Source organism: Frischella perrara (assembly GCF_000807275.1).
GTDB lineage: Bacteria > Pseudomonadota > Gammaproteobacteria > Enterobacterales > Orbaceae > Frischella > Frischella perrara.
In genome coordinates this window covers 241,113-266,940 of sequence record NZ_CP009056.1, presented here as the reverse complement: position 1 = coordinate 266,940, position 25,828 = coordinate 241,113, and the positions used below count along the sequence as shown (strand labels likewise).

The window sequence follows — 25,828 nt, the reverse complement described above, 5'->3', positions numbered from 1 at the left end:
ATGACAGAGAAAAGCATAATAAAAAAGTATAATGACATTCAATTAGCCATGCGACTAATTTCACTCGGTGCTAGAATTCAAATGTTAGAAAGTGAAACGAATCTAAGCCGTGGAAAATTAATTAAACTGTATAAAGAGATTCAAGGTTGTCCGCCTCCCAAAGGATTACTTCCCTTTTCAACTACTTGGTTTATGACATGGGAACCCAATATCCATTCTAGTGTTTTTTACAATGCATACCAATTTTTAGTAAAAAATAGTAATAAATCTGGTGTAAAAGCAATTATAAAAGCATATCAACTTTATTTGGAACAATGTCCCCCACCAACTGAAGGTGAACCAGTATTAGGACTAACTCGAGCATGGATATTAGTCAAATTTGTTGAAAGTCGTATTATGCAACAATCATGTTGTAAAGGGTGTAAAGGTCGTTTTATTACCCATGCTTACCAACCAAGGAATAGTTTCATATGTAGTTTATGCCAACCCCCGTCAAGGGTAGATAAAAATCAGAAAACACTTAAAGAGAATCAAGCGAAATTTATACAGGTTCTTTCTTCATCTATTTCAAATAGTTTTAGTTCGGCAAGCATTAAGCAGCTTACAACTTGAACGAAAAGTAAATTGATTGTGTTAAATAGCATTAAATAGTAATTAAATTAAGATAGGGAAAATCAATGCCAATTATTATAGGCTATATTATCGTTATTGCTTCTACACTACTTGGTTATGTTCTTAGTGGCGGTTACTTAGCTGTATTATTTCAACCTCTAGAACTATTAATTATAGGTGGAGCAGCTCTGGGAGCATTTATTGTTAGTAACAATACTAAAGTGTTAATGGCAACCACTAAATCAATTGGGAAGTTATTTCAACGATCGAAATATAATAAAACACTTTATTTGGCATTAATCAGCTTATTGTATAGCATTTTAAATAAAATCCGCCAAAATGGCATGCTATCAATTGAATCAGATATTGATAATCCACAGGAAAGTGAGCTATTCAAAAGATACCCGCAAATTTTAGCAGATTCTCAAATATGTGATTTCATAACTGATTATCTTCGATTAATGATTAGCGGAAATATGAATGTTTATGAAATTGAAGCTCTCATGGATGAAGAATTATCTACATATCAGGCTGAATTAGAAAAGCCAGCTGAAGCTATTGCGAGTATTGGTGATGGTTTACCTGCTTTTGGTATCGTGGCAGCAGTAATGGGGGTTATTAATACTTTAGCTAAAGCTGATCGTCCAGCAAGCGAATTAGGTGAACTGATTGCACATGCGATGGTAGGTACTTTTTTGGGTATCTTACTCGCTTATGGATTTATATCACCTTTAGCAGCTTTATTACGACAAAAGAATATGAATGCTACTAAAGTTTTAGAATGTATTAAAGTCGTATTAATTGCTAGTATGCATGGCTATGCGCCACAAATCTGCATTGAATTCGGCCGTAAAACACTCTTTTCCAGTGAACGTCCGACATTTTTTGAATTAGAAAATCATGTTCAGCAATCAAAAGAAAGTACAAAACAATAAAGTCTAATAATTACACGATTAATTAAAGCCATTTATGAAAAAACAAAATGTAGCAAAAATCATTGTTCGTAAAAAGAAATCGCATCATAGCTCAGGTCATCACAATGGTTCATGGAAAATTGCTTATGCTGATTTTATGACGGCCATGATGGCACTTTTTTTAGTTATGTGGTTAATTGGCAAATCAACACCCAAAGAGTTACAAGGTATTGCAGAATATTTCCGAACTCCTTTAGTATTAGGATTTACAGGAGGAAATAAAACTAGTGATAGTGAGAGCCCGTTACCGGGAGGTGGTGATGATTTCACTAAAGTGGATGGTGAAGAAAAAATCGAAGATGTTTCTCCACTACAAATTGATTTAGACCAAAAACAGGCAGAATCATTAAGATTAGTTGATGCTGCAAAAAAAATATTTGATATTTTTCACCTCGATCCACGTTTAAAAGAACTAGCGCCAAATTTAATTGTTGAATTAACCGACTTAGGATTACGTATCCAAATCTTGGCATCAAATAATAAGCCAATGTTTGATATAGGCAGTGCTAAGATTCATCCCAATATGCAAAAAATTCTTCATGCTCTTGCACCAATATTAAATACATTACCGAATAAAATAACGATTTCAGGGCATACTGATGAGCGAAAATATCGCAGTGGTGACAAAGGATACAGTAACTGGGAATTATCCGCAGATCGGGCTAACGCATCAAGACGAGAATTGATATTAAGTGGACTTGATTCTCATAAAATTATGCGAATTATTGCGCTTGCCGATACAGTCAGTCTTAATAATAAAAGCTTCAATCGCGATTCAAATCGTCGAATTAGTATTCTAATACTAAATAAAACAGCGCAAGATTATATTGAAGATGAAAATACTATGACTGGCATTGATTTACTAAATCAAATAAAAGAATTAGAACAAACAAACCAATCTAAATCGTTCTTAACGAACGAAATTGATAATAGTAACAAGCAATAACACATTAGAAATCAGCTAATCAAGCATATTATTGATTAGCTTTTAATCATTCAAAATAACAGTAATAGTTTTCATTAAAGTTTCACTCAACTCTGCCGATACCTAATATAACTTATTCTTATCGAAAAAATAGAATTATTCTCTATTATCTGGAGGAGTTTTATGGCTAATTCATTAATTAATACTGGTATCAGTGGACTTAATGCAGCACAAAACATGCTTAATGTAATTAGTAATAATATCAGTAATGCACATACTACTGGCTATAATCGCCAACAAATTATTTTAAGTCAGGCAAATAGTACTCATTCCGGTAAAGGATTTACAGGGAATGGCGTTAAAGTTAATGCTGTTAATCGCGCGTATAACCAATTTATTGTTGACCAACTACGTCAAGCTCAATCTCATGCTGGCTCGGTCAACGCTTATTATGGTGAATTATCAAAAATTGATAATTTATTTTCTAATAAGGAGAGTAGCCTATCTTCACAAATTAACGACTTATTTTCGAATCTCAATAAACTTTCATCCAATGCGGCTGATCCTGCGGGTCGTCAAACTGTAATGAGTAGTTTAGAATCCTTAGTCAGTCAATTTAACAAAACTGAAATTAATCTAAAAAATCAGATTAACAATGTTAATAATGAACTCGCTAAGAATGTGGATAAAATCAACAGCTATACACAACAAATTGCTGAATTAAACCAGAAAATAGCTCGTTTACAAAATGTCAGTGGTGGTCATGAACCCAATGACTTACTAGATCAACGTGATCAGCTAGTAAGTGAATTAAATGAAATAATTGGCGTCAACGTAACCGAACAAAATGGCCAATATAATCTTTCATTAATGAATGGTTTAAATTTAGTACAAGGGTCAAATGCTAATTTACTTTCCGTTCAACCATCATCCGCTGATCCTAGTCTCTTTAGCATAATTTATACGCATAATTCAGGTGCAACACAGGAACTAACAAGTCAAAATATTAACTCTGGCAGTTTACATGGTTTGCTAACTTTTAGAGATGGTCCACTAAATGAGTCACGTAATCAACTTGGATTGATCGCATTGAATTTGGCTGATCGATTTAATGAAGTAAACTGTAGTGGTGTCGATATTCAAGGTAACCCGGGTGAAAAATTATTTGATTTTGCTAAACCAACAACTATTGCAAACAATAAAAACCAAGGTCAAGCAACAATTGATGCAGTATATAATAAAGTAACCGATGTTAAAGCTTCAGATTATGAAATAACCTTTGTTGGTGGGGAATGGGTTGTAACTCGGCTATCCGATAATCAGCAAATAACTACTGAAACGAAAGATGGTCAGCTCATATTTGATGGACTAACAATTTCGATTAATGGTACACCGGTAGAAGGTGATTCTTTTATTTTAAAACCCGTTGCTGAAATCGCAAGTTCATTAAAAATGGCGACTAAAGATCCTAACAAAATTGCTAGTGGTATAGCAGATAATGAAAATGGTGCTGGAGATAATAGAAATATCGCTAAATTATTAGATATTCAAAATGAAAAATTAGTAAACAATAACATGACCCTATCCAATGCTTATGCTTCATTAGTTAGTTATATTGGTAGTGAAACACACTCAGCAAAAACATCAGCCTCAGCTAGTAATAATATCGTCAATCAGATTAATGAGCAAAATCAATCAATATCTGGTGTAAATATTGAAGAAGAATATATCACTATGCAAGTATACATGCAATATTACCAAGCAAATGCAAAAATCATTGATGCTGCGACGACCATCTTTGATACGATTTTAGGATTAACTAAGTGATAAAAGGATAAAACAATGCGAATAAGCACTAACTCAATGTATCAGAAGAATTTACAAAATATTCTCAATACTCAAAGTAATTGGCAAAAATCTGGCTTACACTTAGCTACTGGGAAAAAGATACTCTCGCCATCAGATGATCCAATGGGTTCTTCTAAAAGTTTAATATTAAAACAAGAACAAGCTCGCAATAATCAATTCCTCGCGACTAGACAAAGTGTCGAAAAATCCCTAGCACGACAAGATACGATTCTAAAAGAAGTCACAACTGTTGTTCAGAGTATCCAAGAAACTTTAGTTTATGCTGGTAATGAAACACTTAATGATACTGATAGAGCAGATCTCGCTAATAAGTTACAAACTCTTAAAGATCAACTCCTTTCTTTAGCAAATTCACGAGATTCAAATGGTAATTATATTTTTTCTGGCACCAAGAATGATCAACCACCGTTTATCGTCAATGAGTCTGGTGAAGTTAAGTATGTTGGCGGTGAAAATCCTATTACAATTTTTATTGATGAAACTCGTGAGATTCCAATTAGTTTTACCGGAAATAAAATATTTATGACCGGGGCCAATAGTAAAGAGCCGGATGGATCTCCGTCAGATAGCAATATTTTTGCTAGTATAGATAATGCCCTCAAAGCGTTATCTATGGATTTAGATAATGGTTCTGAAAGTGATATGGCTTTATATCGCGACACCTTGGCAATCGCTAGTAGAGGAATAGACAATAGTTTTAATAATATTTCCAGTGTTCGTGCTGCAGGTGGAGCATTATTAGCTGAAACGGAAAAACTAACTACATTAGGAAAAACCCTTAATATTGATTTTGAAACACAGATTAGCGAAATTGAAGATGTAGATTGGTACGAAGCAATTTCTGAATACGTCATGTTGCAAGCAAACTTGAAAGCTGCACAACAAACTTTTGTTAACATGCAAAACATGTCACTATTCCAGCTAAAATAGTCACTCTGAAAGTAGCTCATAATATAGAGCTACTTCTTAAATAACAATTCAATAAATCACCTTACCATATGATATTTTCATAAAAAATATGTATCTTACCCCGCTCATAACATGCTTATTAAATCAAGTAAGATCCATTATATGGATTTCAAAATAGGATATTTAGAGATATTCTTGAAACAGAAAATAGAGAAAATATAGACCTTAATAATTAGAACTATTTTCAAGTTAGATACAACTAAAAGTTACTGAGGATATTAGAAATTAGTTAATGATAAAAAACACCTTAATAATAAACAAAATGATTTAATTATTAAGGTGTTATTTAATTTATTTCCGTTAAATAAACGATATAAAATATCATTTATTTATAATGATAACCATACTGATAATAGCTACCGGTTTTACGAACTACACAGTTAAGGATTGCACCTTTAACATTGATATTATTTTGCTCAAAACGTTGCAACCCTAATTCAATTTCACTAATCGTATTTTCACCATAACGCACTACCATCATCATTGTTCCGGCATATTGACCAGCAATACACGCATCGGTTACTGCTAGTACCGGTGGTGTATCAATCAATACCATATCATATTGTTGAGTCGCCCAATCCAACAACTCTTTAAATCGTGGATACATCAAAAGTTCGGATGGATTAGGTGGCACTTCTCCCCTTGGTATAAAATCTAAATGCTCATTTATTCCTGTTTTATGGATAATGTCATCAATATTTTGTCTTCGAGATAAATACTCAGATAAGCCACATTTTACTTTGACGTTCATTAATTCATGGAGATAGCCTTTACGCATATCAGCATCAATTAATAAAACTTTTTTATTTAAATCGGCAATAACTACAGCAAGATTCGTAGTAACAAATGTTTTACCAATATTCGGACTACAACCAGAAATGGCTAAAATATTGTTTTTAGCCTCCATCATTGCAAAATGTAGACTAGTTCTTAAACTTCTAAGTGCTTCAACGGAAAAATCGCTAGGTGAGCCAACAGAAACCAACTGACGTGCTCGTACATTTTTATGTTTTCTTCCGTGCTTATTACGCTTTGAAATCCGATTTTGTTTGGATTGCCATTCAGAAACAGGAATGCTCGCGTAAACGTTTAAACCGATATCTTCAAGTTGCTCAACACTATCAATCGTTTTTCTTAATATGAGAACAACAATAATTGTGCCTGAAGATAAAATCAATCCAAGTAAAAATGCAACACTTACAATTAAAAACTTTTTCGGTTGAACTGATTCTGGTTGCGTTAAAGCGTTATCAATAATTCTCACATTACCAACCGTACTCGCTTGCGAAATATTTAATTCCTGTTGTTTGTTTAAAAGCTGAATATAAATTTCATTATTTGCTTTAACATCTCGAGTCAATCTTAAGATTTCTTGCTGAGTTTGCGGTAAAAAACTGATTTTCTCACCTAGTTTTGAACGTTCATTTATTAGCGTTTGCCTTTTTTCTAACAATGCTCTATAGGCTGGATGTTCTTTAGTATAAAGTTTAGAAACTTCAGCTTCCTTGAACGTTAATTCATTCAATTGAGCCTCTAGCTGAACAGAAGTATCTAACACAGATTTAGCTTCTAAGGATAAATCAATGGAATCATTTTTTTGTCTAAACTCATTTAATTTATTTTCAGAGTCATCTAGCTCGGCACGTATTCGGGGTAATTGAGTCTTTAAAAATTGCAGGCTTTTTGCTGCCTCTTCTGATTTATGTTCAACATCTTGTGATAAATAGTTATTACAAATTTGAGCTAGGATAGATTGAATGTGGGCAGGATCTTCGCCTATTAAACTTAATTCAAGCATTCCACTATCTTTACCTTTATCAGTGATCGATAAATTATCTAAAATAGTATTAATTGTTTTTAGATAAGAGTGTTTAGTTATTTTAAATTTAGTATTAGGCTTCGCTTTAATGTCACTGACTAATAAAGAAACATATTGATTAGACGCATATTCTCCAACAGTTCCCTTTAAGAATTCTTCATTACCATTGAAAATTGCATAGTGATTATTATCAATGACTCTTAATTCAAGCGGAATATCATATAATTCTTTAGCAACATTATAACGGGTTAAGGCAATTTGATTATTACTCCCCAATATACGTGCTAGCCCTTTACCAAAAATAGGGAAAAAAACCTCTTTTATTTCCACATCTAAAGATAGATCATTAATTGTCTTACCAATTATCATTCTAGAACGTATTAGCTCAATTTCAGTAGTAGATGTTGGTTTATCTCCCGTTAATACAGAACTAAAATCTTTAAACAATGAATTACCGACTTTTTGTTCTATTTGAACAAGCGCATCTGCCTTATAGATAGGTGTGGCGAAAATAACATAAAGTATCCCCAAAAAGGTGGTTATACAAGTAATGGTAACAATAATCTTCCATTTATCAATTAATTCATAGAATAAACCCAGTAAATCAATTTCATCATAAGTACTAGTTAGTTTATCAGTATTGTTTGTCGCCATTTGATATGTTAACCTTATCTATTAATGCTTACTTTAATTTTTCTGCCCATGCTTTACTTGCTTTAGCTAATTGAATATATGTTTTTTCAAATAATTCAATATCACCACCATAAGGATCAGGGATTTCCATTTCATTAAGCCAATGCCCATATAACATAACCTTACCGCGCACTTCCGGGGCAATACGACAAACGGCTTCGATATGAGATTTTTCCATTACTAATATAAGATCTTGTTCAGCACAAATTTTTCTTGTCAATTGACGGGCTATGTGACCATCAAGAGAAAGACCATTCTGTTCTGCAACTGATTCTGATTTATAAAAAGCACTGTCCCCAACAACAGCAGCAATACCTGCTGATGAAATTTTTTTTTCGGGAAAATCTTTCTTTAATAGTCGCTCACCAATTGGTGAGCGACAAATATTCCCAACACAAACGACACAAATTGAATCAAACATGATTAACTCTTTTTAATTTGGCCAATTACGAATCCAACGTATAGTTTCGGTTAAGCTATTAGCACTTTGAATAGTTGGCAATAATTGCATGATTGTACGATTCCAACGTTCTATAGGTGCCGTTGTTACATAGACAACATCATAAGGCTCTAACTGGAAATTTGTTGCCAATGCCATAGCCGTTGCATCTTTTAAATTTAATTGATAAACATAAGCAATTTTACCATTTTTATCAGCTTCATCACCTTCTTTAGTTGCTCGAATGATAAACACACCTGAAGTATCACTAGTTTTTTGGTTGATCCCATTTGCATTTCCTAATGCTTCAGCAAGTGTCATACCTGTTTTATCCATTACAAGTGTTGATTGTTTTTCAACCTCACCCATAACAAATATTTTTAGTGTATCATTTGTTGGAATATAGAGAATATCACCAGCTGTTAATAACCTATTTTGCGTTAAATCGCCGTATTGCATGAGTGATTGTAATGAGATTCTTTCTTTGACACCTTTATGAGTCAAAATCACATTGCGCCAATCAGCTTTATTAGTTAACCCTCCGGCGTTGTTAACGGCATCTAAAATAGTTAAGGGGATATTGCTAACAGGTTGCTTACCGGATTTTATAACTTCACCAGTTACATAAACTTTCTGTGAGTTAAAGGCTGAAATGCTGATATCAACTTGAGGACTTTCAATATAAGTGGCAAGCTTTGATGAGATAGTATTACGCACTTCTTCTAATGTTTTACCAACTACTTTTAACTTACCCACATAAGGATAATATATTGTTCCATCTGCATGTACCCAGTTACCTGCTTCACTGGCACTACGATATGAACCAGCTGGTATAGTTAATTCTGGATGGTCCCATACCGTAACATTAATAATATCGCCAATGCCTATTCGATATTGGTATTTTTTAATTTCATTATCTAGTTTAGGATTGTTTTTTGCAATAACTGGTACCGTTTGTAGATTACGAATTAGTGATGGAGTGAGAGGATAGATATCGACTAATTTATTAATATCAAAATCATGATCAGATTGTTTAACAACATTTTTATGAGAAGTGCTTATATCGGATCCTGTTAATGTACATCCATTAATCAAAAAAGATATGCCCAGACCTGCTAATAATAGAATTTTACGTAAACGTAAATAATGAATCGATTTAATCATAATTATTAAACAATAGGTTATACGAAATGTCGGTTATGATAGCATATCAGGGCTATATTATGAAAGCGTAAATTATGACGATATTAGTAATTTAATTAGACTATAAATAATAGGATAGATTATAAAATACTTTATGGCGCACCCGAAGGGATTCGAACCCCTGACCGCTCGGTTCGAAGCCGAGTGCTCTATCCAGCTGAGCTACGGATGCTAGGAGGAACTATAAGAAAATGGTGCATCCGAAGGGATTCGAACCCCTGACCGCCCGGTTCGTAGCCGGGTACTCTATCCAGCTGAGCTACGGATGCAAGTATAAAAGTAAAAATGGTGCATCCGAAGGGATTCGAACCCCTGACCGCCCGGTTCGTAGCCGGGTACTCTATCCAGCTGAGCTACGGATGCATAATTTGCAAAAATGGCGGTGAGAGAGGGATTCGAACCCTCGATAGAGCTTTTGACCCTATACTCCCTTAGCAGGGGAGCGCCTTCAGCCTCTCGGCCATCTCACCGTTGTTTTAACAAATCCCTTTTCATAAAATCGGCGACTTTATAAAAAGTATGTGGCGCACATATTACGGTTTACAGAAAATAAGTCAAATGGTTTTTACTAAAATCTGTATTAATTGCATATTTAGCATTCAATTATAACAAAAACACACAACTCTTATCATTTTTCATTATCGAGTTCTGGTTTTTGATATTGATGAATGCGATTATAAATCTCTTCACGATGGATTGATACATCTTTAGGAGCATTAATCCCTATTCTAACTTGATTGCCTTTCACACCTAATACTGTGATCACAACATCATCACCTATTATTAGTGTTTCTCCTACTCTCCTGGTTAAAATTAACATCAAACCTCCTATTCATAATTATCCAGATTATATCGTTTTTAGCTTCTCACCTATTTCGTTTCTAATCAAAGATAATGCTTCAGGTAATACAGATATATCTGAACCACCAGCTTGAGCGAAATCAGGTCTTCCACCGCCTTTACCACCAACTTTAGCAGCTAGTTGGGAAACTAATATGCCCGCCTTAATCTGCTCAGTTAAATCTTTAGTTACACCTATGGCTAAACTAATTTTATCGGTATTAACTGCCGCTAAAACGATGACACCAGACTTTAACTGATTTTTTAAACCATCAATCATTTCACGTAAAACTTTCGGTTCAGTGTTATCAATTCTAGCTACCAGTAACTTTTTATTATTAATTGTTTCTACATTATTTAATAATTGTGCGCTTTCCTGGACAGCCTGTTGTGATTTTAATTGTTCAATTGATTTTTCTAATAATTTAACTTGTTCCACAAGTAAGGATAAGCGTGGTACCACACCATTTTTATCAACTTTCAGTAATGACATAATATTATTCAACTGGTTACTATCGTCATGAACTAAATCTATAGCAATTTGTCCCGTTGTTGCTTCAATACGTCTTACCCCTGATGCGATACTTGATTCAGATATGATTTTGAAAAAGCCTATATCACCCGTTCTTTTAACGTGTGTGCCGCCACATAACTCAATCGAAAAATCTCCCATAGTCAATACACGGACAATATCTTCATATTTTTCACCAAATAGTGCCATTGCCCCTTTATTTTTTGCTTCATCTATTGGCATCAATTCAACTAGGACTGGATAATTACGACGAATCTGTTGATTGACTAAATTTTCTATTTCTTGAATTTGCGCCAATGCAATAGGTTGTGTATGAGAGAAATCAAAACGAAGATAGTTATCATTAACTAATGAACCTTTTTGTTGTACATGACTACCTAAAATACGTTGCAATGCAGCTTGTAGTAAATGTGTCGCAGAATGGTTTCTTCTAATACGGGCTCTTAATTCATCATTTATAATAGCAGCTATTTTATCACCGACTTGTAACTGACCTTGTAACAAATGCCCAATGTGACCAATATTTTTTCCATACTTCTGGCTATCTACAACTTCGAAATTTATATTTGTAGCAGTAAGTATACCCTTGTCACCTACTTGACCACCCGATTCACCATAAAATGGGGTTTTATCTAATATAATAACCGCTTCATCACCTTGATCTATGCGATTAACCGACTTCCCTTGTTGGAAAATTGCAACTACAGTTGCTGTTAATTCATTAACTTCATAACCTAAAAACTGAGTTTCACCGTCAAACTTGATAGTATTACTATAGTCAATGCTAAAATTATCCGCTTCACGTGATCGATTGCGTTGCGCTTCCATACATTGATTGAAACCAGCTTCATCGACCGTAATATCTTTCTCGCGACAAACATCCGCCGTCAAATCAAATGGGAAACCATAGGTATCATAAAGTTTAAAAGCAACTTCCCCAGATAATTGATTACTCTGAATTTTAGTTAGTTCTTGATTAAGTAAGAATAAACCTCTTTCAAGTGTTTTCAAAAACTGTTCTTCTTCAGATTTTAATGTATCCTCGACAAGTTTTTGTTTTTTGGCTAATTGATCACCAGCACTTGCCATTACATTAATTAAAGATTGTACTAATTTATAAAAGAATACATTTTTTGCACCAAGCATATGACCATGTCTAACTGCACGACGAATAATTCTTCTTAGTACATAACCTCGCCCTTCATTAGAAGGTAAAACACCATCAGCAATTAAAAATGCACATGAACGAATATGATCTGCAATCACACGCAATGATTTATTATGTAAATCCGTCAAACCTATTACTTTAGCGGTATCTTGGATAAGTACTTTAAATAAATCAATTTCATAATTAGAATTAACATGTTGTAACACAGCTGAAATTCGTTCTAATCCCATACCGGTATCAACTGATGGTTTTGGTAATGGCTCCATTGTTCCATCGGCATGACGATTAAATTGCATAAAGACAATATTCCAGATCTCAATGAAACGGTCACCATCCTCTTCTGGACTCCCTGGAGGTCCACCCCAAATATGATCACCATGATCATAGAAAATTTCACTACAAGGACCACAAGGACCAGTATCACCCATCTGCCAGAAATTATCAGAAGCATAAGGTGCTCCTTTATTATCACCTATACGGATAATCTTTTCCTGAGGTATACCAATTTCGTTTGCCCAAATGTTAAATGCTTCGTCATCTGTTTCATAAACAGTCACTAGTAATCGTTCTTTAGGGAGATTAAACCACCCCTCGCCCGTTAATAATTCCCACGCAAAATGGATGGCATCACGTTTAAAGTAATCACCAAAACTAAAATTACCTAACATTTCAAAAAAAGTATGATGTCGAGCTGTATAACCGACATTATCTAAATCATTATGTTTACCACCTGCACGCACGCAACGCTGTGCTGTCGTTGCTCTCGAATACGCTCTGTTATCGACACCGAGAAAAACATCTTTAAATTGATTCATGCCTGCATTAGTAAATAGAAGGCTTGGGTCATTATGTGGCACTAAAGAACTACTTTCGACAATTTCATGACCTTTACTATGGAAAAAATCCAAGAACATTTGGCGAATTTCTGCGGTACTTTTCATTTATAAATCCGATTATTATTAAAATTAAATTTGCTTAATATACTTATATACTCACTCTACTTCAAGAAGTACTTTTAAATTGTATTTTAAGCAACTCTAAGTAATATCAATACATACAGCCCAAATTTTTACTCAGTAAATTATGTGAGCTTAATAACTAAATTAATTAATTAAAGACACCTAAAAAGGATATTATAAAACTTTCAATTACATAGATAGTACTCAACTTATTTGCTTAAGTATACTTATTTACAATAAATTATAAATAGTTATTTGAAAATAATTATCGAAATAGTGTAAATACATCGCAAATATCACCATGACTAAATCCACGATAAAGTAAAAATTGTCTAATTTTTACTTTTTGTTGAGCATCTGCGTTTTTAAATGAATTACATTTTTTCTTTACTTGGCGATATGCCAATTGAACCCAATCAATCTCTTTTTGATGAATTAATGACGAAATTAAAGAGCTATCTAGCCCTTTTTGTTTTAGCTCCATTACTATTCGATGTTTTCCGTAACCTTTACGGGCTCGTATAGCAATATATTGATTGATGTAGTCTTGATCGTCTAACCAATGATGGGATAAGCAATGATTAATCACGGCTTCTATATGCTTTGAAAGGGAATCTAAATTATCATATTTTTTTGATGCATAAATTACTAATTTTTGTTTTAACTCAACGGTAGAATGACTACGCTGTGCAAGTAATTGCACAGCTTTATAATATAAGGTTTTTTCAACACCACTAAATGTCATCTTCTGTAGCCGGATTGTCTTCATCTGAAGAACTAAAACTTGCTGGATTAGTTAGTAATAATTCTCGTATTTTTGTTTCTAGCTCATTAGAAATAGCATCGTGTTCTTGTAAAAACTTAATTGAATTGGCCTTTCCTTGACCGATTTTTTCACCGTTATAGCTATACCATGCACCCGCTTTATCAACTAATTTATGTTTAACACCTAAATCAATCAATTCACCATATTTAGATATTCCACAGCCATATAAAATTTGAAACTCCGCTTGCCTAAATGGTGCTGCAACTTTATTTTTAACAACTTTGACACGTGTGTCGCTTCCGATCACGTCTTCGCCTTCTTTCACCGCACCAATACGACGAATATCTAAACGCACAGAAGCATAGAATTTCAATGCATTACCACCTGTAGTGGTTTCTGGATTACCGAACATCACGCCTATCTTCATACGGATCTGGTTAATAAAAATAACTAAGCAATTTGCATTTTTAATATTTGCAGTTAATTTTCTTAATGCTTGAGACATTAAGCGAGCTTGTAAGCCCATGTGAGAATCACCCATTTCACCTTCAATTTCAGCTCGAGGTGTTAATGCTGCTACTGAGTCAACAATCACAACATCAACAGCACCTGAACGCACTAAAGCGTCACATATTTCAAGTGCTTGCTCACCTGTATCAGGTTGTGAGACTAGTAGATCATCAACTTGAACACCTAACTTCGCTGCATAAATAGGATCAAGTGCATGCTCGGCATCAATAAAAGCACAAGTTTTACCTTCTTTCTGAGCCTGAGCTATAACTGATAAAGTTAACGTGGTTTTCCCAGATGATTCAGGACCAAAAATTTCAATAATTCGCCCCATAGGTAAACCACCGATGCCTAATGCAATATCAAGCCCTAATGAACCTGTAGAAATTGCATCAACATCTAGGGTTTGAGTATCGCCCAAACGCATAATAGAGCCTTTACCAAATTGTTTTTCAATTTGACTTAATGCTGCGGTAAGCGCACGTTGTTTATTTTCGTTCATAAATTAGGTTCCAATATTAATAGTTCGCATCTATACAATGAATAATAATTATACTGTATAATAATACAGTATCAAGCTATTTTTATATAATATTTAATAATTCGATTTTGTAAAATAATTTGTTAAATATTCGCGATCTTTATAGTAAATCTAGCGTAATACTATAAATAGTATTTATAAATAAAAAATTATAAAGGATTTAAATGCTAAAGGAAATGTATACGGTGGTTGCTTAGTGGAAATTTGGCTCCTCCAACTGGACTCGAACCAGTGACATACGGATTAACAGTCCGCCGTTCTACCGACTGAACTATGGAGGAACCGAAAAGTCAGGGCGAATATTATAGTGTTATGTACACCCTGTCAAGAATAAAATGACATTTAATCCATTTATTTAGACTAAAAATGGATTATTGATGCGTTCTTGACCAAATGTGGATGTTGGACCATGTCCTGGAATAAACATGATATCATCACCTAAAACAAATAATTTATTTTTTATTGATGATATAAGATCTGTGTAATTTCCTCTTGGAAAATCTGTCCGACCAATACTGTTATTGAAGAGCACATCACCCACTAATGCTACTTTTTGCTGATGATGAATAAATACTATATGCCCAGGTGTATGACCAGGACAATGTAGTACAGATAATTGCTCATCACCAATTTGTACTATATCCCCTTCCTGTAGCCAAATATCAGGCTCAAATGCTTCACAAAATGGAAAACCCAATTGAACACTTTGCTGAGGCAAATTATCTAATAAGAATTTATCTTCTTGCTGTGGCCCATAAATTTTTACATGATAGTGATTAGCTAACGCCTTTGCTGCTCCGACATGATCAAGGTGGCCATGTGTTAACAAGATCTTAGTGATATTAATATTTAATTTTTCAACTGCTTTAACTAAAAGCTCAAATTCACCACCGGGATCAACAATAGTGCCCGCCATTGTTTTTTCACACCAAATAATTGAACAATTTTCTTGAAAAGCAGTTACTGGAATAATTTGAAATTGCATCATCTGTTCCTTTTCTTTTGATGAATGATTACTTAATTAATAAGGTTCTGACCATCCTGAGAATTTAGTCGTCTGAAAATCAATCCAGAAAGACATGTTAATATTCCTAAAATCAAGAAAGTAAATTTAAATGCTAGCGCATCATTGTGATGAATAATCTCGTTTTGATCACGTAATATTTTAACCAATACCGCTCCACATGCAATACCAAAACTAATAGCTAATTGTTGATTAACTGCCATTAAGCTATTACCACTACTAGTAAGCTCTTTCGGTAAATCAGCCAATGTTATACTATTCATAGCCGTAAATTGTAACGAATTGGTCGCGCCTAAAAGGAATAGTAATAAAGCAAAGAATATCAGTGGTGAATCCTGATTTAATAAAGCCATTGTCATTATTATAAGTCCTATAAATGTTGTATTAAAAAGTAACACATGACGATAACCAAATTTACGTAAAATAGGTCGTACTAAGGATTTACCTAAAAAAGATGCAATAGCCATTGGCATCAACATTAATCCAGCATATATAGCAGAATATCCAAAAACAACTTGTAATAATAAAGGAACTAAAAAGGGGGCTGCCGATATCCCTAATCGACTAATCAAATTACCAATTATCCCAATTTTAAAAGTATGAATATTAAAAAGAACTAATGGAAAAATAGGCGAATAAGTCTTTTTGGCATGTTTAATATAAAACAGTAAGGAAAATAAGCCTATAATAAACAATGCTATCGAAAACTGAATTTTAATATTTTGGTTAATGAATTCAATTCCTAATGTCACACTAATTACACCTAAAGCAATGAATGTGACACCCGATGTATCAAAAATAGTTCGGGAACTTTTAATATTCGGCAAATATTTCCAGCCAGTTATCATCCCAATCACTCCAATCGGAATATTAATTAAAAATATCCAATGCCAAGTAAGTGATTCAACAAAATACCCACCAAGCAATGGACCAACGACCGGTCCAATCAATCCTGGTATAGTAGAAGTATTTAATGCAGCAAGAAATTCGCTGCGTCGGTAAGACTTGATTAAAACCAGTCGGGCTACTGGTACCATCATTGCCCCACCAATCCCTTGAATTACACGTGAAATATCTAGCATTAAAAGAGACGATGATAATGCACATAGCAGTGAGCCACATGAAAAGAGTAGTACAGAAAAAACGAATATATTACGTGAACCAAATTTATCAGAAAGGAAGCCACTTATTGGAATAAATAGTGCAAGGGCCAATGCATAACAAATGACGGCCGATTGCATATTTAACGGGGATTCATGTAAATCTTGAGCAATTGCAGGTAATGCCGTATTTAAAATTGAGCTATCAAGCATTTGCATAAAAAATGCCATTGCTGCAATCCATGGCATCATTTTATACATAATCGGTGAAATCGTAGAATTATCAGTCATTTTGTTAACACTTTATGGATAATGGTTAATTCAACATTAATTAGTTTTTAGTTTCTTTTTTTAATTGGTTTTCCTTGCCAGTAACTTGCTAATAATGAACCGGAAATATTATGCCAAACAGAGAAAATCGCTGCTGGTAGCGCGGACAATGCCGAAAAGTAAGTCGTGCCTAATGTTGCAGCTAGTGCTGAATTCTGCATTCCAACCTCTAAAGACATTGTTCTACATGTTGCTTCGTCAAATCCTAATAATCGACCTCCCCAATAGCCTCCCAATAAACCTAATCCATTATGTAGTATCACTGCACAAATCACAGTAATACCGACTTGTGCAATTTGGTCATGGCTACCCGCAACGACAATACATAAAATAATTAAAATACAACACATTGACATTACTGGGAAAAAACGTTCAAAGATTCTAATTTTTTTTGTAAACAAATGGTGAATACATAAACCTGCTACAATCGGAATAAAGACAATTTTTATAATGGAAAGAAGCATATTTAAGAAAGGAACTTCAACACTTTTACCAACAAGTAATAATGTTAATAGCGGTGTAACAACTACACCAATTAATGTGGAAACTGATGAAATTGTTACCGATAAAGCAACATCACCTTTAGATAAATAAATCATCACATTTGAAGCCGTTCCACTTGCAACACTACCAACTAAAATAATACCTATTAACAAATCGACTTGCATAGCAAATATTTTTGCTAAAATTAAAGCCGTTAAGGGCATAACAATATAATGTAAAAGAGTACACACAATAACTGCTTTAGGACGAAGTAGAATACGCTTAAAATCATTAATACTAAGAGTGACTCCCATTGTGAACATAACAAACATTAATAACTCTGGGGTATAGGATTTTATCGGCAAAAAAATGTCAGGAGATAAATAGGCAACAATCGCACATAATACTGCCCATATAGAAAAGAATTTAGTTGATGCCAATAGTGGTTTTAATAGTAACTGATTGAGGCGATTGGACATAATAGTATTCTCTATTAATATTAGTAATAATGAAAACCATTCAATAGCATCTCAAATATACCCTTTATATGCTATTTTATGATATTAATGTTGAGTGAGTGATTTATATGATTTTTGATATTTTTAGATCAAATACAAATCGGAAAATTTTATGTTGTAAGATTAGTTATCCTTCATTTTATTGATTCTCGGAAACAGCGTCAAGGTATTCATAATAATGCTATTTTTGATTTTTTCCGCAGGTTCTGAACGAAGTGATACTAATATGTCAAAAACACGCACGATATTTTCTGGTCGATTGGGCTGTCCTTGAAGACCACTCAATGGCATATCTGGCGCATCTGTTTCAAGTACAATAAATTCTAAAGGAATTTTACTGATTGCATGGCGAGTTTTCTTGGCACGTTCATAACTAATTACGCCACCTACACCAATATAAAATCCCAAGCGAATAAATTGCATAGCTTGCTCATAGCTACCCGAAAAACCATGGATTACACCACCATTAATTAACCTATTTTGTTTTAATAACATCAAAATTTGTGCATGTGTTCTACGTGAATGTAATATGATAGGTAATTGATGGTGATTTGCTAATTCAAACTGTTGTAATAAATAAGACTGTTGTTCTTTTAGATTCGCTGATTCAATAAAATTATCTAACCCTGTTTCTCCAATAGCAACTAGTTTGTCTGGTCGATTTTTTAACATTTCATCTAATATAATTAAATCAGCCGGATTATGTTTAAAAATTGGATGCAAACCTAAAGCATAATATATTGGAGCATATTGCTGAGATAATGATTTTACAATAGAAAAATTTTGATTACCCACTGCAGGTACAATAATTTTTTCTACTTGATACTGTTTAAATCTAGCAATTGTATCATCTTCATGTTTAATAAAAGGTGGAGCGTCAAAATGGCAATGAGTATCAATGAACATAGTTAATTTTCCTTATGACGATATTGTATAATCGGTAACAAATAACGTTTTAATGCATTTATCGCACAATCAATAAGTTCATCATTCAATTCGGGATATAATCGATAATAATAATCATCACATTCAGCGTTAGAACCAATGCTATTTTGCCATTGTTCTCTAAAAGAAGCTTTAGCTTTTGATAAAATTACAACATCATCGCTAATAGTTTGTTTTTCATTATCAAAAGCGACATCTAACCATTTCCATGCACTTTGTAATGGCATAAATAGTGGCTGATTAAGACCTTCTAAATAACCTTCCATTAATACTGATAATAATTTTAAGGCCTCATCAGCAGACACATTTTCAAAAGACCATTTTGATTCATCGCGACCATATAAGCGATTTAGGAATTTATCCTTGTAGGGTTGTAATGCACAAATAATTAAATGATCAATCCATAATGATAGTCCATTTTTGATCGTTAACTTGGAGCTACACCATTGTAAAATACCATCAGATTGCAAATTTGTTATTCTGCCAATTAAGTTTATAGATTGAATAGGTAAGTTAATATCTAAAGTACGATACTCTCCCACTCTTTCTTGGTAAATACGATCCATTAATGTCTGCATCAAGGATTTTTGTTCAGAATATAACAATTGACCAAATGCACCATATGGTAATTGATTGCTATGTAACATCTTATTGTACAATTTATCATCTAAGTCATGATATTTATCCTTTTCCAACATAAATTGATTTAAAATTTGGTTATTAATATAAAACCTCTGTAGATTATTTAAATTGAAATTTTCTGCATCAGGTAATTGCTCAGCATCGATATTAATGAAATAACCTAATCTTTTTTTGGTTAAGAATTTGATTGGATGGAGATAAAACTGTTTTAATTCTGTTAAAGTAATCATTGTCACAGCTTGGTTATGTAACGGTTGATTAAATACATCTATTTTCCCACAGCGTTTTGCCGCCAATAACCATTCATCCGCATAACTAAGCGGTCTTAATACACTACCTGTAATTTTTTGATAATTTTGAATATCAAAAGGCATTCGGGTATGTTGTCTTATCAAATGTTGAGTTAGATTCTTTACTCTTAATTCCATTGAAATCTCATTATCATCATCTAATTGATAACTCTGTTGTATATAATTCAATAGTTCATCAACTAAAATAGACGGATAACGTGGTTCATTAGTTTGCATATCTCGACCAATATAACTGATATACAGTTTTTGCTCAGCCGATAACAACGCTTCTAAGAAAAGGTATCGATCATCATTACGACGGCTTCTATCACCAAGTCGACCATGTCGATTTATAAGATCAAATCCCAATGGTGAAGTAGTGCGTGGATAAACACCATCATTCATACCTAATAAACATACAATTTTGAAGGGAACCGAACGCATCGGCATAAGTGTACAAAAATTGATTTTACCAATTAAAAAACGGTGTGATAAATAGTTATTATTAAATTTTGTCTGAATAAAATTCTTCAAAATAATAGTATCAATTTCACCATTATAATTCGCATTTTTAGCTTGAAGAATAATATCTTGCCATTGGTTCTCAATCATTAATAGCAAGGGTTCACTTTCAGCATTTTTAAAGAAAAAATCAGTTAATAAGTTTAAACATAAATGCTGCCAATCACTAATTGAATGGGATTGAGTTAATGTATCACGCCATTTAGCTACCATCATGATAAATTCAGATAAAAAACCAATTAATTCCGCATTTAATCCTGTTACTTCATCATAAGGTACTATATTTTGCCAACTATCTAACTTACTTTCCATGGTATAACCAAGTAGCATTCGATGAAGTCCCATGATCCAGCTATGTGGTTTATCTATTTCCGATTCAAGACCCCAGCGAATACCCGAATCAACAATCCAATTTCGTAATTGAATTAAATTCGCCTCATTAAATGAAAAACGTTTTGCTATAGCAGGTATTTCAAGCAAATCAAATATATATTCTATTTCTAAACGGCTGTGTGGCAGATCAAGCAATAAAAAGAATCCCTGTACGATAGGATCAATATATTTTAATTTTTGATCAGCAATAGTATAGGGTAAATAACGATGTTTTGGCGCATTATCAAATACCGCCTGTATATAAGGGGCATAATGATCAATATCGGCAACCATAACAACGCAATCATTCAAGTCAATATCAGGATGATTATCAAAAATTGCCAATAAATTATCGTAAAGCACTTCAACTTCTCGTTGCTCACTATGACAAGAATGAAATTCTATAGAGTAATCATCCATAGCTATACTTAATGTTGAAGCATCTGGTTCATGATCTTTCAAAAGAAATGACTGGTTGTTCATTTCTAAAATAGATTGTTGCACCATAGATAATAGAGTTCGATTATCGTAATCAACAAATGCTTCTATATCATTTTTATCTGTATAGTGTTGTAAAAGAGCTAAGTGATCACGCCCTAGTTTTCCCCAAGATGCTAATAATGGATTAGTTGTTTGAATTACATTATCAAGTGTTTCATCAGTATGAGCATATTTCGTCAGAAAAGAATGGTCAATAATATCTCCCCAATATTGTCGACAAGGATTCATAAACATAAAATGGACATCAATATATTTACTCAAACTATAAAAAAGCTCCAAATACATAGGGGGGAGAGAAACAATACCAAAGACAAATATACGTTTTGGTAATTGCTCAATAACTGATAGGCTAAGTTTATTATTTAATGCCTTGATAACATTCATATGTATCTCAGAACGATGAGCATAAGCTGGAGTTAATTTTTTAGAAGCGAAAACTAACTCTCTCCACAATGCAGCTTGCCAAAGTTGCGTTTGATCTATCCCCTCAATTATTTGATTATTTTCCCATGCTTTCAACCAGTCAGGGCGGTAAACTAAATACTGATCAAATAATTGAGCCATCATACTGGCAAGTTGATAATATTTCTGTTTATCATCTATAAAATCAAAGTAATTCTGTAATGCCGTGAATTGAGGTTGTTTAATCAAATCGGGTAATATATCTAATAAAATCCACGTCATAAAGTCGATATCAAAAATATTACTTTTTGGTAAATCGGGATAAAATATTCTATAAATATCCCAAACAAACTGGGTAGGGAAAGGATAATGAATATTCGCTGCTACATCTAATTTTTCAGCTAACTGAATTTGCAACCACTGCCCCATTCCATGACTCTGCACTAAAATAATCTCCGGCGAAAATACACTATTCAAAGGCTGAATTGTCATGACCTGAGATGTTAATTCTTTTAATAGATCGAGTTGATTTGAATGATATACAGTAAACATAGTTGGCAAATAATATAATAATTATAAGAAATTATAGAACATTAATAATAAAAAACCTATAAGGTTCAAATTACACCAAATATTAAAGAGAAATCATTAGGTAGGAAATATAGTTCCGAAAGCGATAAAGACTAGATCAAACTTAAAATGAATAAGGAGGGGATGGCATGATCCCCTCCTAAAATTATCCTATATATTTTACATAAGCGGTCATACTAAAAACTAATTTCAGTACCAACCCAATAGCGACGTCCATCTAAAGTCTTACCGAAATCTTCATTCATCACATCTTTATCAAATAAATTATAAATTCCAGCCATAATTTTTGTTTGATTATTAACCTGATAGACTGCGCCTAAATCCCAAAATGTATAACCCGGATATTCTACTTTTTTACCATTTCGACTAGATGAGCTTTCAACACCATAATATGCCATTTTTGCCCATAAATCCCATTCTGTCGAGATATTCCAATCTAATTGCGTATTAAATTTTTGTTTTGGTGTTCGGTTTAAAGGTCGTCCCTTATATTTACCACTCTTTTGTTCTGTCTTGGTCCAAGTATAATTTGATGTCACAGAAATATTGGCAAATAAAGGCGTTTTTAACGTAAATTCAAGACCTTTTAAATCGGCTTTATCAACATTTTCTCGTTTTTGTACGAAATCAAATGACCCTTGACCATTTACAGTACATGTGCCAGAACCTGCACCGTGATTACATAAATAATAAGACTGAATTTTATCTTTATATTTTGTATAAAATCCTGTAACAGAAGTACTTAACCCAAAATCATTGTCATAACTAAGAGAAATTTCGTAACTATTCGTTTTTTCTGGTTTTAGATCTGGATTACCAATAATTACACCATGGTTACCCGTACCCGATCCTCCGGTGACTTGCCCCCAATCTGAAACCACATATCGTAATTGTGGTGCAGCATAACCTGTTGAATAACCACCTTTTAAAGTAAAGTTATCATTGATATTCCACACACTGTAAACTCTTGGATTCCAGTTATTACCATAATTCTCATTTTTATTAAAACGTAAACCTAATGTAAGGCTCCAATTTTCCAATAGTTGCAATTCATCTTCAGTAAATATCGCATAATTCCAACGATCGATTTCGTTAAGTGTTGTCTTAAGTTCATTACCATTATCATGCAATTCTTGATAATTATATGCTGCACCGATTGATAAGGTATTAATACTAAATGGAATAACAGCTCTAGTGTCAACATCTGTATTTCTAATCTTCATATTTCTTTTCGGATTATTATTCTCTTCATGCGATACAAATGATGTTGTCGTAAAATTATCAAACACACCGTTATGTGTTAATGCAAATGAATTTCTTCTATTATCACGTTTGAAATCACCTCTTCTTGGGTTTCGGGTTTTCCCTCCGGTTGCTTCACTAGTTTGTAGGGAACGTCCAAAATCAAGATCAAACCGCTGATTTTCAGTTAAATTTAATGAAAGTTTGCCGTTAATACTCTGTAACTTTTGTGCAGCATGCCCATTTAAAAATTTATCTTCATCACGATCGGAATATTGACCATACAATTGAATACCAAGAATATCGTTTATAATAGGACCCATAACGGAAAAATTGCCATTATAATAATTCTTTGCTTTGGAATTATCCTGTATTGTCGATTCTAACCGAATACCACCTTGCCAGTTATCAGCTACCTTCTTTGTGATGATATTAATAACCCCACCCATAGCATCTGAACCATACAAAGAAGACATCGGACCTCTTACTACTTCAATTCGATCAATTGCTGCTAAAGGTGGTAACCAGCCTTGCTCAAATCCAGAACCATCGCTATTTGGACGTGTTTCTCGTGTATTCACTTTTTTGCCATCAATAAGAATTAGTGTATATTTTGCATCCATTCCTCGAATACTAATATCGGTGCTATCACCTCCACCTGAGACATTGATCCCTGGAATATCTTTCAATGCATCTGTGATATCTCGATAAGGTTTATTACTAATTTCCTTAGACGTTATTACCGAAATACTTGCTGGAGCCTCTTTTATTTGTTGTTCAAATCCTGAGGCAGTAACGACCATTGTATCCATATCCGAATTTGTCGCTGCCAATGCAGTAGCTGAAAGTGTAGATAAGAGAAGGCTAGATTTTATTGTATATGTGAGTAGATTGAATTTTATTTTAGAACTCATACTTATTAACCTTATAATTAATAATGATAATTATTTTCATAAAAGTATGATGAACGTTACACCAGATGAGAATAATTATCAATACCTTTATAAAATTATTTATATCTAGACAATGCATTATAATTAAATGATAATGATTATTATTTGAATTATAAAATTATTGGAGAGATATATGTTCAAGAATAAAAAACTCATTTTAAGTGGTATTGCTGCAATAATGCTAAGTATAACAGGATGTCAGACTTCAAACCTCATTACGGTAGAATCAAATAACCAATCGGTAGTCGTTCCAAAATCACCTAAGAAAATTGTTGTAATGAATTATGGCTCACTTGATACATTAGATGCGTTAGGAAAAGGTTCGCTTGTCGTTGGAACTTCACTTCCGGTTATTCCAACCTATTTACAACAATATAAGAATACTAATGTAGCCGATACTGGTAGTATGAAAGCGCCTAATCTTGAAACAATTAAACAATTAAAACCCGATTTAATTATTATTGATGGTCGTCAGGCAAGTAAATACGAAGAATTAACTAAAATAGCACCTGTACTTAATTTAAGCATAGATGCCAAAAACTATCTCCAATCAACGCAAGAGCATATCAATTTACTTGGTGAATTAACTAATACTCAGGAAACTGCTAATGTTTTAATTCAATCACTGGAAAACAAAATTAGTCAAGCTCAAACCGAAGCTCAAAAAAGTAATAAAAAAGCCATTGTTGCTATTCATAACGATGGTAAAGTAATACTAATTAATAATAGTTCAAGTGCAACATTAATTCATGATGTTTTAAATATATCGCGAGCGGTGCCTTTAACTCAAGTGATAATGAATAGCAAAGAAAAACCAAAACCAACATTTATTGATAATCAATATATTGCAACAGTTAAACCTGACATTGTTTATATCGTTGATCGCAGCAAAGCAATCGGTAATCAAGCGATGACAAATGATTACTTTGATGCCAAAGTTCTTAAGAAATCTAAAACTAAAATTGTGAATTTATCTGCTGATATTTGGTATTTATCTGGTGGCGGTTTAGAAAGTCTTGATCGTCAAATTGATGAAGTTGTTGATTCATTAAAATAATGAAGTTGATTATTATTTCTTAGATTTTATTTCCCTC

19 protein-coding genes and 5 tRNA genes are annotated in these 25,828 nt (G+C 33.3%); 6 read left to right on the top strand and 18 right to left on the bottom strand.

The features are described 5' to 3' along the window. The 5 genes from flhC (at position 1) to flgL (ending at position 5,310) form a co-directional block, all read left to right on the top strand. On the top strand, positions 1-612 hold the full coding sequence (gene flhC, locus FPB0191_RS01295; protein ID WP_052236672.1) for a flagellar transcriptional regulator FlhC: 612 nt from the start codon (positions 1-3) through the stop codon (positions 610-612). 65 nt (positions 613-677) lie between these two features. Beyond that, the gene (motA, locus tag FPB0191_RS01290) at positions 678-1,547 is read left to right on the top strand and encodes a flagellar motor stator protein MotA (RefSeq protein WP_039103430.1); all 870 of its coding nucleotides are present in this window, start codon (positions 678-680) and stop codon (positions 1,545-1,547) included. Positions 1,548-1,581: 34 nt separating this feature from the next. Continuing rightward, positions 1,582-2,532: a flagellar motor protein MotB gene (gene motB / locus FPB0191_RS01285; protein WP_082018202.1), complete on the top strand. Its 951-nt coding sequence runs from the start codon at positions 1,582-1,584 to the stop codon at positions 2,530-2,532. 162 nt (positions 2,533-2,694) lie between these two features. Further along, positions 2,695-4,338 carry a flagellar hook-associated protein FlgK gene (gene flgK, locus FPB0191_RS01280; RefSeq protein ID WP_039103429.1) on the top strand — a complete coding sequence of 548 codons (1,644 nt, stop codon included), beginning with the start codon at positions 2,695-2,697 and terminating at the stop codon, positions 4,336-4,338. 15 nt (positions 4,339-4,353) lie between these two features. Then, the gene (gene flgL / locus FPB0191_RS01275) at positions 4,354-5,310 is read left to right on the top strand and encodes a flagellar hook-associated protein FlgL (protein WP_039103427.1); all 957 of its coding nucleotides are present in this window, start codon (positions 4,354-4,356) and stop codon (positions 5,308-5,310) included. Between the two features lie 364 nt (positions 5,311-5,674). Here the strand turns inward: flgL and FPB0191_RS01270 are convergent, their stop codons facing one another. The 18 genes from FPB0191_RS01270 to FPB0191_RS01185 form a co-directional block, all read right to left on the bottom strand. Beyond that, entirely contained in the window at positions 5,675-7,822 is a 2,148-nt protein-coding gene (locus tag FPB0191_RS01270) for a polysaccharide biosynthesis tyrosine autokinase (protein WP_039103426.1), read from the bottom strand. Between the two features lie 28 nt (positions 7,823-7,850). Continuing rightward, on the bottom strand, positions 7,851-8,282 hold the full coding sequence (locus FPB0191_RS01265; protein ID WP_039103425.1) for an arsenate reductase/protein-tyrosine-phosphatase family protein: 432 nt from the start codon (positions 8,280-8,282) through the stop codon (positions 7,851-7,853). 12 nt (positions 8,283-8,294) lie between these two features. Then, positions 8,295-9,464 carry a polysaccharide export protein gene (locus FPB0191_RS01260; RefSeq protein ID WP_039103423.1) on the bottom strand — a complete coding sequence of 390 codons (1,170 nt, stop codon included), beginning with the start codon at positions 9,462-9,464 and terminating at the stop codon, positions 8,295-8,297. A gap of 134 nt (positions 9,465-9,598) precedes the next feature. Further along, a tRNA-Arg gene (locus tag FPB0191_RS01255) sits at positions 9,599-9,675 on the bottom strand. Between the two features lie 20 nt (positions 9,676-9,695). Further along, positions 9,696-9,772, bottom strand: a tRNA-Arg gene (locus tag FPB0191_RS01250). A 17-nt stretch (positions 9,773-9,789) separates the two neighbouring features. Further along, positions 9,790-9,866 (bottom strand) — tRNA-Arg (locus tag FPB0191_RS01245). Between the two features lie 14 nt (positions 9,867-9,880). Beyond that, positions 9,881-9,973: transfer RNA gene (locus FPB0191_RS01240), tRNA-Ser, on the bottom strand. A 158-nt stretch (positions 9,974-10,131) separates the two neighbouring features. Further along, positions 10,132-10,323: a carbon storage regulator CsrA gene (gene csrA / locus FPB0191_RS01235; protein ID WP_039103421.1), complete on the bottom strand. Its 192-nt coding sequence runs from the start codon at positions 10,321-10,323 to the stop codon at positions 10,132-10,134. A 27-nt stretch (positions 10,324-10,350) separates the two neighbouring features. Beyond that, positions 10,351-12,984 carry an alanine--tRNA ligase gene (gene alaS, locus FPB0191_RS01230; protein ID WP_039103419.1) on the bottom strand — a complete coding sequence of 878 codons (2,634 nt, stop codon included), beginning with the start codon at positions 12,982-12,984 and terminating at the stop codon, positions 10,351-10,353. Between the two features lie 283 nt (positions 12,985-13,267). Next, positions 13,268-13,747: a regulatory protein RecX gene (locus FPB0191_RS01225; protein WP_052236671.1), complete on the bottom strand. Its 480-nt coding sequence runs from the start codon at positions 13,745-13,747 to the stop codon at positions 13,268-13,270. Beyond that, a complete protein-coding gene (recA, locus tag FPB0191_RS01220) occupies positions 13,737-14,780 on the bottom strand; it encodes a recombinase RecA (RefSeq protein WP_039103415.1) in 1,044 nt (347 codons plus the stop codon). Before recA ends, FPB0191_RS01225 begins: the two co-directional genes overlap by 11 nt. A gap of 244 nt (positions 14,781-15,024) precedes the next feature. After that, a tRNA-Asn gene (locus FPB0191_RS01215) sits at positions 15,025-15,100 on the bottom strand. A gap of 74 nt (positions 15,101-15,174) precedes the next feature. Continuing rightward, positions 15,175-15,804, bottom strand: a complete 630-nt coding sequence (locus FPB0191_RS01210; protein ID WP_039103413.1) for an MBL fold metallo-hydrolase — start codon at positions 15,802-15,804, stop codon at positions 15,175-15,177. Between the two features lie 32 nt (positions 15,805-15,836). Beyond that, the gene (locus FPB0191_RS01205) at positions 15,837-17,234 is read right to left on the bottom strand and encodes a DHA2 family efflux MFS transporter permease subunit (RefSeq protein ID WP_082018200.1); all 1,398 of its coding nucleotides are present in this window, start codon (positions 17,232-17,234) and stop codon (positions 15,837-15,839) included. Between the two features lie 47 nt (positions 17,235-17,281). Continuing rightward, positions 17,282-18,235: a ketopantoate/pantoate/pantothenate transporter PanS gene (gene panS, locus FPB0191_RS01200; protein ID WP_052236670.1), complete on the bottom strand. Its 954-nt coding sequence runs from the start codon at positions 18,233-18,235 to the stop codon at positions 17,282-17,284. Positions 18,236-18,397: 162 nt separating this feature from the next. Then, positions 18,398-19,180: a TatD family hydrolase gene (locus FPB0191_RS01195; protein ID WP_039103412.1), complete on the bottom strand. Its 783-nt coding sequence runs from the start codon at positions 19,178-19,180 to the stop codon at positions 18,398-18,400. 2 nt (positions 19,181-19,182) lie between these two features. Next, positions 19,183-22,500, bottom strand: a complete 3,318-nt coding sequence (gene recC / locus FPB0191_RS01190; RefSeq protein ID WP_039103411.1) for an exodeoxyribonuclease V subunit gamma — start codon at positions 22,498-22,500, stop codon at positions 19,183-19,185. Between the two features lie 215 nt (positions 22,501-22,715). After that, positions 22,716-24,695, bottom strand: coding sequence for a TonB-dependent receptor domain-containing protein (locus FPB0191_RS01185; protein ID WP_039103409.1), 1,980 nt, complete (start codon positions 24,693-24,695; stop codon positions 22,716-22,718). A gap of 172 nt (positions 24,696-24,867) precedes the next feature. Between FPB0191_RS01185 and FPB0191_RS01180 the strand changes: the two genes are divergently transcribed. Then, positions 24,868-25,791: an ABC transporter substrate-binding protein gene (locus tag FPB0191_RS01180; RefSeq protein WP_052236669.1), complete on the top strand. Its 924-nt coding sequence runs from the start codon at positions 24,868-24,870 to the stop codon at positions 25,789-25,791. The last annotated feature ends 37 nt before the right edge of the window (positions 25,792-25,828 follow it).

Coding starts and splice junctions, on each gene's coding strand:
- flhC (WP_052236672.1), top strand. CDS start 1: ATGACAGAGAAAAGCATAATAAAAAAGTATAATGACATTCAATTAGCC.
- motA (WP_039103430.1), top strand. CDS start 678: ATGCCAATTATTATAGGCTATATTATCGTTATTGCTTCTACACTACTT.
- motB (WP_082018202.1), top strand. CDS start 1,582: ATGAAAAAACAAAATGTAGCAAAAATCATTGTTCGTAAAAAGAAATCG.
- flgK (WP_039103429.1), top strand. CDS start 2,695: ATGGCTAATTCATTAATTAATACTGGTATCAGTGGACTTAATGCAGCA.
- flgL (WP_039103427.1), top strand. CDS start 4,354: ATGCGAATAAGCACTAACTCAATGTATCAGAAGAATTTACAAAATATT.
- FPB0191_RS01270 (WP_039103426.1), bottom strand. CDS start 7,822: ATGGCGACAAACAATACTGATAAACTAACTAGTACTTATGATGAAATT.
- FPB0191_RS01265 (WP_039103425.1), bottom strand. CDS start 8,282: ATGTTTGATTCAATTTGTGTCGTTTGTGTTGGGAATATTTGTCGCTCA.
- FPB0191_RS01260 (WP_039103423.1), bottom strand. CDS start 9,464: ATGATTAAATCGATTCATTATTTACGTTTACGTAAAATTCTATTATTA.
- csrA (WP_039103421.1), bottom strand. CDS start 10,323: ATGTTAATTTTAACCAGGAGAGTAGGAGAAACACTAATAATAGGTGAT.
- alaS (WP_039103419.1), bottom strand. CDS start 12,984: ATGAAAAGTACCGCAGAAATTCGCCAAATGTTCTTGGATTTTTTCCAT.
- FPB0191_RS01225 (WP_052236671.1), bottom strand. CDS start 13,747: ATGACATTTAGTGGTGTTGAAAAAACCTTATATTATAAAGCTGTGCAA.
- recA (WP_039103415.1), bottom strand. CDS start 14,780: ATGAACGAAAATAAACAACGTGCGCTTACCGCAGCATTAAGTCAAATT.
- FPB0191_RS01210 (WP_039103413.1), bottom strand. CDS start 15,804: ATGCAATTTCAAATTATTCCAGTAACTGCTTTTCAAGAAAATTGTTCA.
- FPB0191_RS01205 (WP_082018200.1), bottom strand. CDS start 17,234: ATGACTGATAATTCTACGATTTCACCGATTATGTATAAAATGATGCCA.
- panS (WP_052236670.1), bottom strand. CDS start 18,235: ATGTCCAATCGCCTCAATCAGTTACTATTAAAACCACTATTGGCATCA.
- FPB0191_RS01195 (WP_039103412.1), bottom strand. CDS start 19,180: ATGTTCATTGATACTCATTGCCATTTTGACGCTCCACCTTTTATTAAA.
- recC (WP_039103411.1), bottom strand. CDS start 22,500: ATGTTTACTGTATATCATTCAAATCAACTCGATCTATTAAAAGAATTA.
- FPB0191_RS01185 (WP_039103409.1), bottom strand. CDS start 24,695: ATGAGTTCTAAAATAAAATTCAATCTACTCACATATACAATAAAATCT.
- FPB0191_RS01180 (WP_052236669.1), top strand. CDS start 24,868: ATGTTCAAGAATAAAAAACTCATTTTAAGTGGTATTGCTGCAATAATG.